Here is a 16,294-nt window from a genome sequence, read left to right on the forward strand (position 1 = left end):
CCCACATGCGACTGGTGCGTTGCGCGGACTCGAAAGCCCGCCCGGCGCGATCCTCATAAGGCGCCAGGGGAGGAACCGGCCGCGACGTCGACATGCCCGGCCAAGGCCGGGTTCCCCCCAGCTTCGACGGCATCCGGACTTGCCCGCCTCGCCGCCGCCATCCGGTCGGAGGATCATGATGACCGCATTGGATAGCTTACGTTCTCTGTCCCCCCAGCAGCGAAACACCGTCATAGCCGCCTATCTCGGCTGGACGCTCGATGCTTTCGATTTCTTCATATTGGTCTTTGTTCTCAAGCATATAGCCGAGGAATTTCACACCGATGTTCCGGCGGTTGCCGTAGCGATCTTCCTGACGCTGGCCATGCGGCCGCTCGGCGCGCTGATCTTCGGGCTCGCGGCCGACCGTTTCGGCCGACGGGTGACGCTGATGGCGGACGTGTTGCTTTATTCGCTGTTCGAATTTCTTACCGGCTTCTCGACCGGGCTGACGATGTTCCTGGTTCTGCGGGCGCTTTACGGCATCGCCATGGGCGGCGAATGGGGCGTCGGCGCCTCGCTGACGATGGAAACCGTGCCTGAGGAGTCACGCGGCATCGTGTCCGGCATTCTGCAGGCGGGCTATCCCTCCGGCTATCTGCTGGCCTCGATCGTATTCTTCCTGCTCTTCCCGGCTATCGGCTGGCGCGGCATGTTCTTCGTCGGGGCGCTGCCGGCGCTGCTGGTGCTCTATATCCGGCGCAACGTGCAGGAGTCACCGGCTTTCGTGCAGCGCCAGGCGAAGCCGCAGCGGCCGTTTCTGACGGTATTGCGCGAGAATATCCCGCTGTTCCTGTGGGCGGTGCTGCTGATGACCGCGTTCAATTTCTTCAGCCACGGCACGCAGGATCTTTACCCGACCTTCCTCGAAACCCAGCGGCAATATGACAACCACACCGTCGGGGCCATCGCTATCGCCTATAATATCGGCGCGATGATCGGCGGCCTGACCTTCGGGGCACTGTCGCAGCGCATCGGCCGGCGGCGCGGGATCGTCATCGCCGCCTTGCTGGCAATCCCGGTGGCGCCGCTCTGGGTCTATGCGCACGGGCCCGTCATGCTCGCCGTCGGCGCTTTCCTCATGCAATTCTTCGTGCAGGGTGCCTGGGGCATCGTGCCGGTGCATCTCAACGAGCTGTCGCCGGAGGAGGTGCGCGGCACATTCCCGGGCTTTGCCTATCAGCTCGGCAACCTGCTTGCCTCCGGCAATGCATCGATCCAGGCGGGCCTCGCGGCACACTGGAACGGCGATTATGCCTTCGCGCTGCTGATCGTTGCGGCCATCGTCGCGCTCCTGGTGGCGCTGCTGGCCGGCTTCGGTTTCGAGAAGAAGGATGTCCGTTTCGGCAGGGAAAATGTGGAGGAGGCGAGCGGCGCGCTGCCGTCCTAGCCGCGTTCTCGCAAGGAGGAACCGGCGGCAGCACGTCGTCGGCTTTCCGCCTATTTACCGCAAATCTCTGAGATCTTCGCCTGCGCGAAACCGCGGGCGAGTTCCTGCATGCCGCCGACCGAGGATATTAGCTCGCCGATCGGGCCGCTGACGCCGACATGAGAATCGGTGATGCGGCAAGCGCCGACATCGACCGTTACCGACGCCTCCAACTGCCCTTTCACCGTTGCCTGCAGTACGCCATGCGATTTGCAGGCGAGATCGGCGTGGGCATTGATCTGCACGCCGCCCGGCGCGCTGCAGACATCGAGCGATTTGACTTCGAACTTTTCCTTGTGATCGACGCCCGGCAGCTTCTTGCACGGGTCGGCTTCGTTCACCGACTTTTCGATCTGCGGTCCAAATTTGCTCTGCAGTAGCGACCAGCAGGAGCCAGGTGCCGCCTGCGCCTGCGTCGCGGCTATGGGCAATGGCGACAGCGGCAGGACGACGGCGGCTGCCAGCAATCCCATGCGGAGCGGCGCAAGAAGCGAGAAGGACAGTGCGGCGGAGATTTTGGTCACGGAGATCGATCCCTTGGCAAGTGGGAGGATGTTTGCGGTATTCTTCATGGCTTGAGTGAATGTAGCAAGGCCGCATCTGAGGCAAAGATGAGGCGCTCAGTGTCAAGCCTTGAGAACTTTGCAGTTGCTAAAGCGGTCGTAGAAGGTTTGTCCACGCCAAATGATCAGTGGGTATATCCACCAGATTAGGCCAAGAGTGAGGACAATTGGGGGTAATAAAATAGAAGTTGTAGCGCTATCGGTTGAGAGGAGGTTGCCGTCCCGTGCCGTTTGAATTCCCCGCTCGATGAGGAGATCAAAATCGAGGCCTCCGGGCTTTGTCACGAAGAAATTGATGAAGCTGAGGAGGGAAAGGATAATCAACGGCAGGAATTTCAACGCTTCGCGTTTAAGTTCTGTCCTAAATCCTGGCGGACTATCTTCAACCGTAGCGACATGGAGCGACAGTAGCCGTTTTCCAGGCGTGCGGCGGCCATTCGCCGACCCATAAGCGAGGGCTAGCGGTATGATGAGGAGTACGACGTCGGACATCAGCGCGTTGCTGTTTGTACCTGGATCGATGGGGTTACCGTTTTTGTCGACTGCGGCCGAAAACGATCGCGCGTAGGTCGTTGCGCCGTCTTTCGACGAGACGGATGAAAGGAACAGATAGTAGCCGTCGCTGCCAAGCCATGACACATGGCAGAGTTCATTGACACGTGTTTCCCCCGGTTTGAGCGGCCATTGGGCTTCGATCTTTTCGATGAGAGGACCGGATGCTGTTGGCGAGCATTGACTGCTTTGAAAGAGCGGGACGCTCAGGTTCCACGATGTCACTATCGACAGGATCAGAAAGAAGAGAATCAGCGCGACTTCAATGATGATGAGGTCGATGAGATACGCAGCCACACGTCGCCAGAAATACCGTGGCGGCAAGCTACTTAATTGTTGGATCGTACTCATGAGGCCCTCGATTCTGATCTAGCTGCTAGCGTACGCCGCTCCAGCAGCCGATCAACCTTTGAGCGTGACTGTCCCGTGATCAATTCGCTTTATATTGGTGGAGCAATTCAGCGCGGCACTCCACCCTTGAAATTCCGGAGATTTGCGGGGCATGGTGCGGACGATTCTCGACAAATATAGGATTTCATCATGCCCTTTTCACTCAGCCCGGCCGCCATCTGGCCGGTGATCATGCTGTTTGCCTCCAACATTTTCATGACCTTCGCCTGGTATGGGCATCTGAAGCATAAGGGCAGCGCCATCTTCATCGCCATTATCGCGAGTTGGGGCATTGCCTTCTTCGAATATTGCCTGGCCGTGCCGGCCAATCGCCTGGGGTCGGCCGTTTATACGACGGCGCAGTTGAAGACCATGCAGGAAGTCATCACGTTGATCGTCTTTTCCGGCTTCTCGGTCTTCTGGCTCGGCGAGAACCTGACCTGGAACCATGCCATCGGCTTTGCCCTGATCGCCATCGGCGCATCCTTCATTTTCCGGGGATGAGGCGAGGGCGAGCTGCTAGGCAGCGGCGGTCGTTCGTCCTATGATTCGAAGGTAAGGTCGGCAAAGCTTTTGAGGAAAAGCTGCCGGCGGATCGGTATTACGGGAGGATGGCATGGCGGGGTTGTTGCAGCCGGCATCGCATGCGGCGGTCGCGGGGCTAGCGCCGCTCGAGGCGAACGGCAAGAACCTGTCGATGGCACCGCATCGTTTCGGCTACCTCGAACCCACGGACGCGGCAACCGGTATCGCCGCCTTGCGCGGGCGATACGAGGAGCACGGCTATCTCTGGCTCAAGGGCTTTCTCAAGCGCCAGGATGTGCTCGATTTCCGCGCCTGGGTGTTTTCGCACCTGATGGAGACCGGGCTTCTGAAGCCCGGTTCCGATCCGATGATCGGGCTAGCCGGCCAAGGCGAGTTCGACAAGGTGCTGGCCGACCGGCGGCTGATGTCGCTGGTGCGCTCGGTCGCCTATGAGGGCTTTTGCGCGCAGCCGCGGCTTGCCGCCTTCATGGACGAATTCCTGCAGGGCATTTCCTATCTTCACAAGCGCAAGATCATGCGTTTCACCCGGCCGAACACCAATGCGGTTACACCGGCGCATTACGATCTCGTCTATCTGCGCGGCGGTACCAGCCGCATCGTCACGGCGTGGATTCCGATCGGTGACATTCCTGCTGACATGGGCGGTCTGGTCTATCTCGAGGGATCGCATCGGATCGGCGCCGACATGGAGCGTGAGTTTGCGGCCAAGAGCGTGTCGCTGACGCCGGAGGAGCGTATCAGCGCCTTCAACAAAAACATGACGGAGGGAGGCTGGGTCTCCAAGGACCTGCCCGACATGGCCGAGCGCTTCGATACGCGCTGGCTGGCTGCCGATTACGAGGCCGGCGATGTCGTGCTGCACAGCCCCTATATGATTCATGCCTCGACGACCAACCGCGATCCGCTCGGCCGCCTGCGTCTGTCGACCGATATTCGCTACCAGAATGTCGAGGACGAGATCGATGTCCGATGGAACAACCATTGGAGCCTCGGAGACATGCTCTGAGAGCAGCCTTCCCGCTCAATTCATCTGGTCGAGAATCTGCTGTGCCGGCGCGTAGCCTTGGGCGGCGGCCTTTTTGAACCAGATGATCGCCGTGTTGCGATCCCTAGCGACGCCGTCGCCGCGCAGATAGGCAAAGCCGAGATGGAATTGTGCCTTGGGCAGGCCCTGATCGGCCGCCTTGATGAACCAGGAAACGGCCTGGCCGTAATCCTGCGGCACGCCTTTGCCGAGTGCGTAGAGGCTGCCGACGCCGTCCTGCGCGGCAGGCTCGCCTTTGTCGGCGAGCGGCTGCCAATGGACGAGGGCGCCGGCATAATCGCCCTTGTCATAGGCGGCCTGTCCATCATCGGCGGCATGTGCCTGGAAGGCAACCGCAAGCGCCAGCTTCAGTCCGAAGCCCATCTGCTTGAGCCGCATCGGCATACTCCTTGTCCCTGGTTCCCGTCCGGCCGGAGTTCGGCGCGGTGGGATATTGGTGCAAACCTGAAAGCGCCCGCCTCAGATCGGAATGGTCTTGCGCTGCAGCGGCTTGTTCTCGTCCATGCCCGGTTCATTGTCGTTGCCGCTCAATGCCTTGGCTCTCTGGAACCATTGGAAGGACTTCGCCCAATCCGCGGGCACGCCGTCGCCATCGCGATACATCACGCCGAGATTGATGGCCGCGTCGACATAGTCCTGCGCCGCCGCTTTTTCGAACCACTCGACCGCCTCGGGTCCGTTCTTCGCAACACCTTCGCCGTCGCGGTACATCACGCCGAGATTATAGGCGGATTCGACATCGCCCTGATCCGCCGCCTTGCGGAACCATGAGATGGCGGCGGTGTCGTCTTCGGCAATGCCGTCGCCGTCGGCATACATGGTGCCGAGATTATACTGGGCGTCCGCGTCGCCCTGTTCGGCAGCCTTGAGGAACCAGAAAAGGGCCTGCTTGCCATCCTTGGCCACGCCCTGGCCGTCGCGATACAGGATGGCCAGGTTGTATTGCGCCTCGATCTTGCCCTGGTCGGCGGCCTTTCGATACCAGTCAAGCGCCTGGCCATCGTCCTTCGGCACGCCTTCGCCCTCGCTGTACATGATGGCGAGATTATATTGCGCGTCGGCGTTTCCCTGGTCGGCAGCCTTGCGATACCAGATGGCGGCCGCGCTCTTGTCCTGTTTCACGCCGTCGCCATTGTCATACATGACAGCGACGTTGAACTGGGCGTCGGCATTGTCCTGTGCCGCGGCCTTGCTGTACCAGGCAAAGGCCTGCGCCCTGTCCTTGGGGACGCCGTCGCCCTCGTCATACATGGCGCCGAGATTGTATTGCGCATCGGCATAGCCTTGCTCGGCCGCCTTGCGATACCAGGCGGCCGCCTGGGCGTAGTCCTTGGCGATGCCTTCGCCCTTGTCGTACATGCTGCCGACGTTGAATTCGCCTTCGGCATTCCCCTGGCCGGCGGCCTTGCGATACCAATTCAGCGCCTGGACGAGGTTCTTTTTGACGCCATTGCCGGCTTCGTACATCGCCCCAAGCTTCAGCTGCGCCTGGACATCGCCCTTGTCCGCAAGCGGCCGCCAATAGTCCAGCGCCGTCCTGTAGTCGCCCCGGTCATAGGCATTCTGCCCGGTGTCGGCATGCGCAACGCCATTGAACGCCAGTGCGAAAAGCAGTCCGATGGCCGCTCGCTTGAAATGCACGATATCTTCCTCAATTCACGGTTTGTGGGACGACTAGACAATGGGCGGGGTGGGGACGCAAGGCGCCTTTCGCACCTGGGTCAACATCGTCAACAGCCTGCGAATACCCCGCCGGCGCATCCGTCGCGGGCGCGAGGGTTCGCGTTGAAGCAGATACCGGTCTTCCAATGTCCAAGCTGTCTCTCCCCGCCCGCAAGCTGAAGGGCTATCGATCCGAACAATATGGCGATGTCTTGGCCGACGACTGCGGCAGCTGTGGATGACGTCGGTTTTCCGCCATCCGGCGGCGATATCGCCTTCACCCCGGCAATACGTCATAAAGCCGGAAGATCCAGGTGATCTGATAGATCAGGCCGATGGTCACGAAAGCGGCCTGGAACCGGCGATTGGCGGTGATGGCGGCGATGATGCAGAGCACGATATAGATCACGTTGCGCATCGGGTATTCCCAGCCGAGCGAGCGGAAATAGGTTTCGCCCTTCAGCAGCGTGTCGATGAGGTCGACGGCATAGGTAACGGCGAGAAGGCCGAAAAACCAGCGTCGTCGGGAAATGAAATATTCCTCGAAGCCGCCATAGTCCTCGATCGATGGAGGATTGAGCAGCACGCAGAGAAAATAGAACAGGCAGCAGAAGCAGATGAGGAAGAGATAGACGCCGAAACTGATCTCGGCGACGGATTGCAGCCGATATTCCCACCACCAGAAATGGATGATGAACAGGAACATCGACAATACCCAGCCGAGATGTACGAAATAGACGCGATGCTTGCCCGGCGCTTGTACGAAGCCGGCCAATCGGGTCAGGAGCTGGGCCAGCGAAAGGCCGATGACCATACTCATGACCGTCCTGATATAGACGTAGACTTCCGGCGACCGTGCGGCTTCCATCCCGTCAGCTCTCCGTGGGGACCGCCTTCGGCGCGCCGTTCTCGTCGAGCGCGACCATGATGAACGTCCCGGCCGTCACCTTCTCCATCTTGTTGTAGCGCGAGCGGTGCGCCCAGGCTTCGACGATGAGGGTGATCGAGGTGCGGCCGACGCGTTCGATATCGGTGAAGACGCTCAGCGTATCACCAATCTTCACGGGCAGTTCGAACGCCATTTCCTTGACGGCGGCGGTGACGACGCGGCCGCGCGCGCGCTCGGCGGCGCGAATGCCGCTTGCCAAGTCCATCTGCGCCATGACCCAGCCGCCGAAGATGTCGCCGGCGGGATTGGCGTCGGCGGGCATGGCCAGCGTGCGCAGGGTCAGTTCGCCTCGCGGCTTGGGGCTGTCGTTCATTCATCGGCTCCTATCGAACAGGCATGATTCCGGCCTTCAGCCTACGCAATCAGGCCCGAATGGGAAAGGTATCGCTTGTGTGCCGTCACCAGGCATTTGCAATCGGCGGTGGATCGTTCCGACCTGCGCTCGGAGCGCTGTCCGTTTCGATAGAGGACAGCCGGCAGGCGGTAAGCATTCATTCACCGTTTCTGTTTAGCATTTGTAACCGTTGTCGACCGGGGCCGGGACAGCAAGAGCGGATCTGGAGTATGGCGTATTTATCCCTTCTGCGGCGGGCGGCGCTGCCATTGCTGCTGTCGTCGGCGCTGGTCGCCTGCACGGCCGATAGCCTCGTGCCGCCATCGAACATCGACAACAGTGCCCGCGTGAGCTCGATCAAGCCGCATCGCAGCGTGCCGTCTAGGCAGTTCAGCTACCAGGGCAGCCAGGCGCCGTTGAACTCGGCTTCCGCCAATTACGCCAATGGCGACGGTTCCTTCGTCAATCGGCAAAGTGCGGCGGCGCTGCCGCCTTCCGCCGCCGCAAAGCAGGGCCGCCTTCCGATGAACGGCGGTGACGAGGCCGTGACGACGACGGACGTCGAACAGGGGCTGGCGCCGCAATCGAGCATACCCTCCGAAGGCGTCAACATGGATGCCGAACTCGGCGTCGGGCCGAGCGAGGAGGCGCAGTCCGGCTCGGTGGTCGGGCTGGCGCAGGAGGAAGAGCAGAATATCGCCGAGGGCCAGACGGATCAGCCGGTTGTCGATGGCATCGGCTCCGATACGCCAATGCAGACCAACCGCTCGATCATCCAGCGTCCCGCCGCGCAGGCCGAGCTCAACCAGTCGCCGATCCGGCGGCAACAGGGAACGCAGGTGGCGATGCTTCCCCGCGTCGACAATCCGATGCCGCGCATCGACCAGGAGCCCGAGGTGCCGCAGTCGGCGCCGGGCGCCATGCCGGCATCGGAAATCGCCTGCCGGCAGGAATTGCAGCGGATGGGCGTCGTCTATGTCGACAAGCCCGCGATTTCCAACGGTCCGTCCTGCCAGGTTCCCTATCCGATCTCGCTCAGCGGCCTTTCCGGCAACATCGCCGTCCGGCCGGCAGTGACGCTGAATTGCCAGGTGACGCTGGCCTTCGCGAAATGGGTGAAGAATGAATTGGCGCCGGCGGCGCGCACGCGCTACTGGTCGGGCATCGGGACCATCGTGCCGATGGGCGGCTATTCCTGCCGCCGGATGAACAATAGCCGGCAGCGCTACAATCCGATGTCGGAGCACGCGCATGGCAACGCCATCGATATCGGTACTTTCGTGCTGAAGAACGGCCATGTCATCGACGTGCGCAAGAAGGGGCTGTTCTCCTTCCGCGAGGGGCGTCTGCTGAAGGCGGTGCGCAGCGACAGCTGCCGCTATTTCGATACCGTGCTCGGTCCCGGCAGCAATCCCGAACATTGGAATCATTTCCATTTCGACCTCAGGGACCGCAAGGGCGGGCGGCGATACTGCAGCCTCTGATATCGATCGCCGGGGTTTACCCGCGATCGGAATCGCGGTTAACTGCGCTGGGATTGAGGAGCCGTTCAATGGAAAATCCGCCGAGAAGGAAAGGCAGCCTGGGAAAGGCCGTCGCCGCTGCGCTCGTTGCGATCATTCTCGTGATCGGCGGTCGCTGGTATGCCTATGTCGCCTATGCCGAGGATCCTTTCGATGAGGTCGGCATCGGTCTCAACACGATGATGCCAGGCCCGATCCGTGAAAAGGGCTGCGACATGTTGAAGGCTCGCTTCGAGAACAGGACGCTGCCGCCGGCCGGTTGCGGCGTCAACGGCAACTGGTGATCACAAGCCCTTAGCCGGCAAAAAAGAAAAAGCCGGCGAGGGGCCGGCTTGAGTGGTGCTCAGCAATGACAGGGGATCTTTGCTGGCTCCGAAAAAGAACTTTATGGCACAATGACGCATGAATAATGGATGCGAAGGCAATCAGTCTTCGAATATTCAGGCGCTGACGTTGTCGCCAAGAGGCGTTGGGCGGAGTTGCGACAAACCGTTGCTCACCTAAGGAGCTATATGCCCGACGAAGGTCACGATTTAATGACAGCTTGTTCCTTTTGGCGAACGCACTGTTCTGCTAGCGCGGGATGGTAAAAGCCATTTGCCGATTATATAGCGGGCAAACGCCGCGAAATTAATCATCGAACCGGACTTGCCTGCATCATGGCCCCGATCATTTCCATCCGTAATCTTACCAAGACCTATGCGAACGGGTTCCAGGCGCTGAAAGGCATCGATCTCGATATCGACAAAGGCGAGATCCTGGCCCTGCTGGGCCCGAACGGCGCCGGCAAGACGACGATGATCTCCATCGTCTGCGGCATCGCCAATCCAAGCGGCGGCACGGTGACGGTCGGCGGGCATGACGTGGTGAAGGAGTTTCGCGCGACGCGCACAATGATCGGTCTGGTGCCGCAGGAGCTGACCACCGATCAGTTCGAAACCGTATGGAACACGGTAAGCTTTTCACGCGGATTGCATGGCAAGAAGCCCGATCCGGCCCATATCGAGCGTGTGCTGCGCGATTTGTCGCTCTGGGACAAGAAGGACAACATGCTCCGCCAGCTTTCCGGCGGCATGAAGCGGCGCGTGCTGATCGCGAAGGCCCTGTCGCACGAACCGCAGATCCTTTTCCTCGACGAACCGACGGCGGGCGTGGATGTGACGCTGCGCAAGGATATGTGGCACGTCGTCGAGCGGCTGCGCGCTTCCGGCGTCACCATCATCCTGACGACCCACTATATCGAAGAGGCCGAGGAAATCGCCGACCGCGTCGGCGTCATCAATGGCGGCAAGCTGCTGCTGGTGGAGGAAAAGAACACGCTGATGGCCAAGCTCGGCCGCAAGCAGCTCATCCTCGACCTGGCGGAGCCTCTGGACGCCGTTCCGCGTTCTCTCGACGGCAACGGCCTGTCGCTTGGACCGAACGGCATGACGCTGATCTACGATTTCGATGCCGAGCATGAGCAATCGAGCATTGCCGTGCTGCTGTCGCGGCTGGCAACCGAGGGCATTCACTTCAAGGACCTCTCGACACGGCAAAGCTCGCTTGAGGACATTTTCGTATCGCTGGTGGGAGAAGGCCAATGAACTTCGAGGCGGTCAAATCCATCTATGCCTTCGAGATGGCGCGCACGCGCCGCACGCTGCTGCAGAGCGTCGTCTCGCCGGTCATTTCCACCTCGCTCTATTTCATCGTCTTCGGGGCCGCGATCGGCTCGCGCATCCAGCTGGTGGAAGGGGTCTCCTATGGCGCCTTCATCACACCGGGGCTGATCATGCTGACGCTGCTCGGCCAGTGCATCAGCAACGGTTCCTTCGGCATCTATTTCCCGAAGTTCACCGGCACGATCTACGAGGTTCTGTCGGCGCCAGTCGCCATGACCGAGATCGTCCTCGGCTATGTCGGCGCGGCGGCGACCAAGGGCATGCTGATCGGGCTGATCATCCTGCTGACGGCGAATTTCTTCGTCGATATCACCATCCAGCACCCGGTCATGATGGTGCTGTTCTTCGTGCTGACAGCGATGACCTTCAGCCTGTTCGGCTTCATGATCGGTATCTGGGCCGGGAATTTCGAGCAGTTGAACCTGATCCCCATGCTGGTCGTGCCGCCGCTGACCTTCCTTGGCGGCAGCTTCTACTCCATCAACATGCTGCCGCCCTTCTGGCAGGCGGTCAGTCACCTCAATCCGGTACTCTACCTCGTCAGCGGTTTCCGCTGGAGCTTCTACGGCATCGCCGACGTCAATCCGGTGCTGAGCCTTGCGATGATCACGCTGTTTCTCTTCCTCTGCCTTGCGACCCTCTGGTGGATCTTCAGGACAGGGTATCGGCTGCGGAACTGATCGCGGGGAGGCGCGCCGAACAATCGGTTGCCAGCGAAAGCTTCGCGGTCCATACATCCGATGCTGATGCCGGTCGCGAGGCCGGCGCAAATCCTATCGTAGGCAACCATGTCGCAAATTCCCCACGCCTCTTCATTGCCCGATGTTCTCTCGCGTCTCGACCGGCTGACCAACTGGGAGAAAAAGCCACGAAACGAGATGCGCGTCGGGCTCGAGCCGATGTTCGACCTGATGCAACGGCTGGGCGATCCTCACCGGAGTTTCCGCGCCATCCATGTCGCCGGCACCAAGGGCAAGGGCTCCGTTTGCGCGCTCATTGAAGCGAGCCTGTTGCGGGCGGGATTGCGGGTTGGGCGCTATGCCTCGCCGCATGTGGACCATGTCAACGAGCGCATCAACGTGGCCGGCCGTCCGGTTGAGGATGCGCGGCTGGCACGCGCCATCGAACGCGTGCTGGATTGCTATGAAGCGGCGAAGCGCGAGGCGACGGCTGGCGAGGATGCCACCTGGTTCGACGTCATCACGGCTGCCGGCTTTCTGATCTTCAAGGAAGAAGGACTGGAGTGGGCCGTCGTCGAGGTCGGGCTTGGCGGTCGGCTGGATTCCACCAATGTGGTGTTCGGCGAAGTCGCTGTCGTGACCAATATCGAGCTGGAGCACACGGAAATCCTCGGCAATACGCGCGAGGCGATCGCCGGCGAGAAGGTCGGTATCTTGAAACCCGGCGCGGTCCTTGCCACGACGCTCGCTGTCACCGATGCCGCGGGACGCATCCTGCAACGGCGCGCCGATGAGCTTGGTTGCCGTGTATTGCGCACGGATTTTTCCGAGGATGCGACGATCGCCGACAGGAATGCCGTTCTGGTCGGCCTCGTTCTCGACCATCTGGGGGAGGTGGGCGAGCAGGTGCGCGGGACAGCCGGAACGAGCAGGCCGATCGGCGCGTGGTTGCTCGATCGGACCGTCAGGGACAGTGCGCGTCTGCCGGGGCGAATGGAGCGGGTGAGTTTCCGGCCGCAGCCTGCTGGACCAGCCGCGCAGCCGGTGCCGATTATCATGGACGGCGCGCATGTTCCCTTCAATATCGAAGCGGTGCTGCGCGATATCACCCGTTCTAGCGAAGTCTCGGGCGATTGCGTGGCGGTCGTGGCTCTGGCCTCCGACAAGGATGCACGCGGGTTTCTGACTGTCCTGTCCCGATATGTTGCCTATGCCGTCTTCACGGAGGCCTCGGGAACCGGCCGCGCCCATCCGGCCGGTGAACTGGAGGCGCTGGCCAGGTCCATGGGAATGGCCTGTATCTCCGAACCCGATCCGCACAGGGCCTTCGGCCGTGCGGTGGCGGCGGTCTCGGAGCGCGGCGGCTGGATGCTCGTCACCGGCTCGCTCTATCTCGTCGGTGCCGTGAGACGCATCGTGTTGAAAGGGGCCGATTGAGATGGACATCAGTATTCGGCCGGCACGTCCCGGCGACGCGGCAGCCATAGCCCGCCTGCATCTTGCGGTCTGGCGGCAGACCTATCGGGATCTGGCTTCCGACGAAGCATTTCGCATCATGGACGAACCCTTCCGCGCGGCGCGCTGGACGAAGACCTTGGCCGAGCCCGGCCGCGATCAGCTCGTGCTTCTTGCCGAGCAGGGCGAGCGCCTGGTCGGGATCGGTGCGGCTGGCGCGCCGTCCCTGCCTCTTTTCGAGGGGCGAGGCGAAATCAGGTCGCTCTACATCGATCCCACCATAAAACGCCAGGGTATCGGTCGCCGGCTGATGCGGGAGCTGGCGTTGCATCTGGCGGCTCGAGATTATCCGGGGGCCGGGCTCGGTGTCGTCGTCGGCAACGATCCGGCGATAGCCTTCTATCGGTCGTTGGGCGGACGAGTGGCCGGAGACTATATCGATCCCGGCCCGATCTGGCGTTCCGACAACATCCTCATCCTCTGGGATGATTTCTCGTCGCTGATATAGTCCGACCGGACGTCTCTATCCGTTGGCCGTCTTCCTCCGCGGCGCCATCGTCATGGCTATCACGCCGATGATGACGCAGACGAGACCGGTTCCCGCCGTCGGGGTCAGGGGCTCGCCGAGGAACATGACGCCGATCGCGACGCCGATGGGGACGCGCAGATAAGCTTGCGCGGTGGTTCCGACGGAGCCGAGGGTCTGGATCAGCCGGAAATAGATCGTAAAGGCGAGGGCCGTCGAGAGGATTGCCAGCGCGAGAAGCGCAAGCATCGATGCCGCCGAGGGCACAAGCGTCCATGGTCTATCGACGACGAGGCTGACGGGGATGAGGATGGCCGCACCGCAGAGCAGGGAGCCGACGGCCGGCATCATCGGATCGAGACCTTTGAAATTGCGGCCGAACAGGGCAGCTCCAGCATAGCAGATCGAGGCTGCAACGACGGCAAGCTGTGCGGGCAATTGCCGGCCGAAGCCGTTTAATGCGTCGAGGCCGATGATCAGGCATATGCCGGCCAGGCCGATGGCGATGCCGAAGAGCTTGCGTGCCGTTAGCGCCTCGTTGCGCAGCACCACGGCGGCCAGAAGGAAGGTGAAAATTGGCGTCGTCGAGTTCAAGATGGTTGCGAGGCCAGCATCCACCGTCTGCTCGGCCCAGGCGATCAGCGTGAAGGGGATGACGCTGTTCAGGCCTGCCTGAATAAGGAAGCGGCGCCATACCGCCGGATCCTTCGGCAGCGAGAGACGGCGCCAGCGGACGATTGCGAAGAGCAATCCGCCAGCGATCAGTGTGCGCGCCGCAATCAGGGTGATCGGCGGGATCGTCTCCACGCCAACCCGGATGAAGCTATAGGAGGCGCCCCACAGGGTTGCGAGCACCAGCAGGAGCATCAGCTCCGTCAGCGTGTTGGGGGCTTTTGTCGGCATGATGGCTGAACTTTCAAAATCGATGAGCGGTGTCCGCCTGCTTTTCTATGCCGGTCCGGCACATGATGCTTCGGGTCTCATCGAAGTATGCTAAGCATGTCGCGCAAAAGTGTGCATCGGTTTTGCGAGACCGACATGCGCAACATCAAAGATCTAAAGCGCGGGAAGCGGATCTGAAGGATCGCGATGCGCTTTAGTCAGTCTCTCAGCCTCAATTCGTCCGTCTGCATCTGCATCGAGCCCAGCGTTTCCAGGAAGCTCATGCCGAGCAGGCTCTGATCGAGCTTGCCGTCTTCGGCAACGGTGGCGTCGATGTCGCGGCGCTTGATCGGGCCGATGGCGACGGTGCCGAGCTCGACGGGGGCGGCTCTCGCCCGTCCGTTCGCGGTGATCATCGTTAGGGAATAGGTGAGGTTTTCCGGAATGATGCCGACGCGTTCGGCGTCCTCCCGCGACAGCGCGATGGTGCTGGCGCCGGTATCGACCAGCATGTCGATCGGCTGGCCGTTGATCATCACCTCCGCCTCGAAATGGCCGTTGGAAAGCTTGTGAAGGATGACCTCCTGTCCGCCCTCGCTCGTCGTCACGACGACGGCATGCCCCGGCACCAGGCCGGCGAACAGCCGGTTGCCGACCGCCTCGGCGTCGCGGCGGTAGATATAGACGGTCGACAGGGCCAGGATGATCACCAGCCAAATCAGCAGGTTGCGCAGCGACTGGCTGACGGTCTGGCGGCTCGCCCAGATGCCGGCGGCCATCATCAAGGCAAGTGGCAGGAGATAGACGACGCGCGCGAAATCGTCGTTGGGCATACCCAGCGTCGTGCCGTTACTGTTGTTGAACAGCAGGAGCGCGAGACCGATGCCAATGATGGCGAGGGCGATGTTCAGGCGGTTCATACGGTGCTGCGCTCCCGCGCCAGCCGTTGGCGGCGGGTTTCCCGGCGCGGCTTGCGCTCGACGGTTGCCAGGCGTTCCGGCAGCACCTGCATGATGTCGCGGCGCTCCTCGTCGCTATAGCTCATCCATGCGCCGATTTCCTCGCGCGTGCGTCCGCAGCCGAAGCAATAGCCGGTGTTCATGTCGATGGAGCAAACGAGGATGCAGGGTGTTAGCATAAGAGCATATATCAACGCTTCAAAGGTACATGGCAAGGGCGCAGAAAGCGGCGATTTCGCAAATCTGCTGCGTCGCGCCGATGGTGTCGCCAGTATGGCCGGAGAGCCGCTGGCGCACGCGGCCGGTAAAGAGAAATGCCGCCGCCGCGGTGATGAAAAGACAGAGGATGAAGGGCATGAGCCTGAGGCTCGGCCAGAGCAGAAACGCCGACAGCACCAACGCCGAAATCAGCGCGATCTGCGTGGCGCCGTAGTCCGGCTTGCCGGCCGAGGCGGCGACCCCGTCGGGCTTGGCCGGCGGCAGGGCATACCAGTGCCAGACCATGGCGCCACGGCTGAGAACGGCGGCGGCCGGCAGTGTCAGGGCGGCGTCGAGGGGCGGAAGCCCGCGGCCGATGGCGGCAATGGCGGCGGCGCGCAGCCCGAAGGAGAGGATCAGCGCCACGGCACCATACGTACCGATCCGGCTGTCCTTCATGATGGCAAGCGCCCGGTCGCGATCCTTGCCGCCACCGAGGCCATCGGCGGTGTCGCTGAGACCATCCTCATGCAGCGCGCCCGTCGTCACCGTCTGGATAGCGAGCGCCAGCAGCGCTGCCATCAACGGATCGCTCCCCAAAGCGAGCAATGCGCCGAAGACAATGGCCGCGGGCAGGGCGATCAGCAGGCCGGCGACGGGAAAGGCGCGCGCGGTATCGCCAAGCTTGCCGTCGTGGCCCTCGAAAAAGGAAGAGGGAACGGGAATGCGGCTCAGGAAGGCAAGGGAGCGCGCGATGTCGCCGCTATAGTCGCGAATATCCATCCTCGTCCCGTCATTCCTTCCAGAGCAGTTCAATGTTCCACGGAATCGCTGAACTGCTCCATCTTTTGTTTTGACGCAATTCCCGACGGAAAACCGCTCCGCGCTTTTCCTGGAA

The 16,294-nt window shown here is 61.6% G+C and carries 19 protein-coding genes; 9 read left to right on the top strand and 10 right to left on the bottom strand.

The window, feature by feature from the left end; all coding sequences use genetic code 11:
• Positions 1-178: 178 nt before the first annotated feature.
• Positions 179-1,429, top strand: a complete 1,251-nt coding sequence (locus FHX11_RS02635) for an MFS transporter (protein ID WP_184355782.1) — start codon at positions 179-181, stop codon at positions 1,427-1,429.
• Between the two features lie 50 nt (positions 1,430-1,479).
• Here FHX11_RS02635 and FHX11_RS02640 read toward each other — a convergent pair whose 3' ends face one another.
• Together FHX11_RS02640 and FHX11_RS02645 are read right to left on the bottom strand one after the other, a co-directional pair.
• Positions 1,480-1,992 (bottom strand): hypothetical protein, encoded by a 513-nt coding sequence (locus tag FHX11_RS02640; protein ID WP_348649684.1) that lies wholly within the window; start codon positions 1,990-1,992, stop codon positions 1,480-1,482.
• A 102-nt stretch (positions 1,993-2,094) separates the two neighbouring features.
• Positions 2,095-2,934 carry an RDD family protein gene (locus FHX11_RS02645; RefSeq protein ID WP_184354761.1) on the bottom strand — a complete coding sequence of 280 codons (840 nt, stop codon included), beginning with the start codon at positions 2,932-2,934 and terminating at the stop codon, positions 2,095-2,097.
• Positions 2,935-3,123: 189 nt separating this feature from the next.
• Here FHX11_RS02645 and FHX11_RS02650 point away from each other — a divergent pair, with 189 nt between their 5' ends.
• Together FHX11_RS02650 and FHX11_RS02655 are read left to right on the top strand one after the other, a co-directional pair.
• Positions 3,124-3,477 (top strand): DMT family protein, encoded by a 354-nt coding sequence (locus FHX11_RS02650; RefSeq protein WP_184354763.1) that lies wholly within the window; start codon positions 3,124-3,126, stop codon positions 3,475-3,477.
• 112 nt (positions 3,478-3,589) lie between these two features.
• Positions 3,590-4,525, top strand: coding sequence for a phytanoyl-CoA dioxygenase family protein (locus tag FHX11_RS02655; RefSeq protein WP_184354765.1), 936 nt, complete (start codon positions 3,590-3,592; stop codon positions 4,523-4,525).
• A gap of 15 nt (positions 4,526-4,540) precedes the next feature.
• On the opposite strand, the gene FHX11_RS02660 is transcribed toward FHX11_RS02655, so the two are convergent.
• The 4 genes from FHX11_RS02660 to FHX11_RS02675 form a co-directional block, all read right to left on the bottom strand.
• The gene (locus FHX11_RS02660) at positions 4,541-4,942 is read right to left on the bottom strand and encodes a tetratricopeptide repeat protein (protein ID WP_184354767.1); all 402 of its coding nucleotides are present in this window, start codon (positions 4,940-4,942) and stop codon (positions 4,541-4,543) included.
• A gap of 81 nt (positions 4,943-5,023) precedes the next feature.
• Positions 5,024-6,205 (bottom strand): SEL1-like repeat protein, encoded by a 1,182-nt coding sequence (locus FHX11_RS02665; protein WP_184354769.1) that lies wholly within the window; start codon positions 6,203-6,205, stop codon positions 5,024-5,026.
• A gap of 298 nt (positions 6,206-6,503) precedes the next feature.
• Positions 6,504-7,094, bottom strand: a complete 591-nt coding sequence (locus FHX11_RS02670; RefSeq protein ID WP_184354771.1) for a hypothetical protein — start codon at positions 7,092-7,094, stop codon at positions 6,504-6,506.
• A gap of 4 nt (positions 7,095-7,098) precedes the next feature.
• The gene (locus FHX11_RS02675) at positions 7,099-7,488 is read right to left on the bottom strand and encodes an acyl-CoA thioesterase (protein WP_184354773.1); all 390 of its coding nucleotides are present in this window, start codon (positions 7,486-7,488) and stop codon (positions 7,099-7,101) included.
• 251 nt (positions 7,489-7,739) lie between these two features.
• Here FHX11_RS02675 and FHX11_RS02680 point away from each other — a divergent pair, with 251 nt between their 5' ends.
• The 6 genes from FHX11_RS02680 (at position 7,740) to FHX11_RS02705 (ending at position 13,339) form a co-directional block, all read left to right on the top strand.
• Positions 7,740-8,993 (top strand): extensin family protein, encoded by a 1,254-nt coding sequence (locus tag FHX11_RS02680; protein ID WP_184354775.1) that lies wholly within the window; start codon positions 7,740-7,742, stop codon positions 8,991-8,993.
• A 68-nt stretch (positions 8,994-9,061) separates the two neighbouring features.
• Positions 9,062-9,316, top strand: a complete 255-nt coding sequence (locus tag FHX11_RS02685; protein WP_184354777.1) for a hypothetical protein — start codon at positions 9,062-9,064, stop codon at positions 9,314-9,316.
• Positions 9,317-9,691: 375 nt separating this feature from the next.
• Positions 9,692-10,618: an ABC transporter ATP-binding protein gene (locus FHX11_RS02690; protein ID WP_184354779.1), complete on the top strand. Its 927-nt coding sequence runs from the start codon at positions 9,692-9,694 to the stop codon at positions 10,616-10,618.
• Positions 10,615-11,376: an ABC transporter permease gene (locus tag FHX11_RS02695; RefSeq protein WP_184354781.1), complete on the top strand. Its 762-nt coding sequence runs from the start codon at positions 10,615-10,617 to the stop codon at positions 11,374-11,376. Before FHX11_RS02690 ends, FHX11_RS02695 begins: the two co-directional genes overlap by 4 nt.
• Before the next feature lie 108 nt (positions 11,377-11,484).
• The gene (locus FHX11_RS02700) at positions 11,485-12,813 is read left to right on the top strand and encodes a Mur ligase family protein (RefSeq protein WP_246780873.1); all 1,329 of its coding nucleotides are present in this window, start codon (positions 11,485-11,487) and stop codon (positions 12,811-12,813) included.
• 1 nt (position 12,814) lies between these two features.
• Positions 12,815-13,339 (top strand): GNAT family N-acetyltransferase, encoded by a 525-nt coding sequence (locus tag FHX11_RS02705; RefSeq protein WP_184354783.1) that lies wholly within the window; start codon positions 12,815-12,817, stop codon positions 13,337-13,339.
• 15 nt (positions 13,340-13,354) lie between these two features.
• Here FHX11_RS02705 and FHX11_RS02710 read toward each other — a convergent pair whose 3' ends face one another.
• The 4 genes from FHX11_RS02710 to FHX11_RS02725 all read right to left on the bottom strand — a co-directional run bounded on the left by FHX11_RS02710 (position 13,355) and on the right by FHX11_RS02725 (position 16,179).
• Positions 13,355-14,260, bottom strand: coding sequence for an EamA family transporter (locus tag FHX11_RS02710; protein ID WP_184354785.1), 906 nt, complete (start codon positions 14,258-14,260; stop codon positions 13,355-13,357).
• A 197-nt stretch (positions 14,261-14,457) separates the two neighbouring features.
• Positions 14,458-15,159, bottom strand: a complete 702-nt coding sequence (locus FHX11_RS02715) for a TIGR02281 family clan AA aspartic protease (protein WP_184354787.1) — start codon at positions 15,157-15,159, stop codon at positions 14,458-14,460.
• The gene (locus tag FHX11_RS02720) at positions 15,156-15,377 is read right to left on the bottom strand and encodes a DUF1289 domain-containing protein (protein WP_184354789.1); all 222 of its coding nucleotides are present in this window, start codon (positions 15,375-15,377) and stop codon (positions 15,156-15,158) included. Before FHX11_RS02720 ends, FHX11_RS02715 begins: the two co-directional genes overlap by 4 nt.
• A gap of 19 nt (positions 15,378-15,396) precedes the next feature.
• Positions 15,397-16,179 carry an adenosylcobinamide-GDP ribazoletransferase gene (locus FHX11_RS02725; RefSeq protein WP_184354791.1) on the bottom strand — a complete coding sequence of 261 codons (783 nt, stop codon included), beginning with the start codon at positions 16,177-16,179 and terminating at the stop codon, positions 15,397-15,399.
• Positions 16,180-16,294 lie beyond the last annotated feature (115 nt).

The sequence above is a fragment of the Rhizobium sp. BK602 genome (genome assembly GCF_014195095.1).
Classification (GTDB): domain Bacteria; phylum Pseudomonadota; class Alphaproteobacteria; order Rhizobiales; family Rhizobiaceae; genus Rhizobium.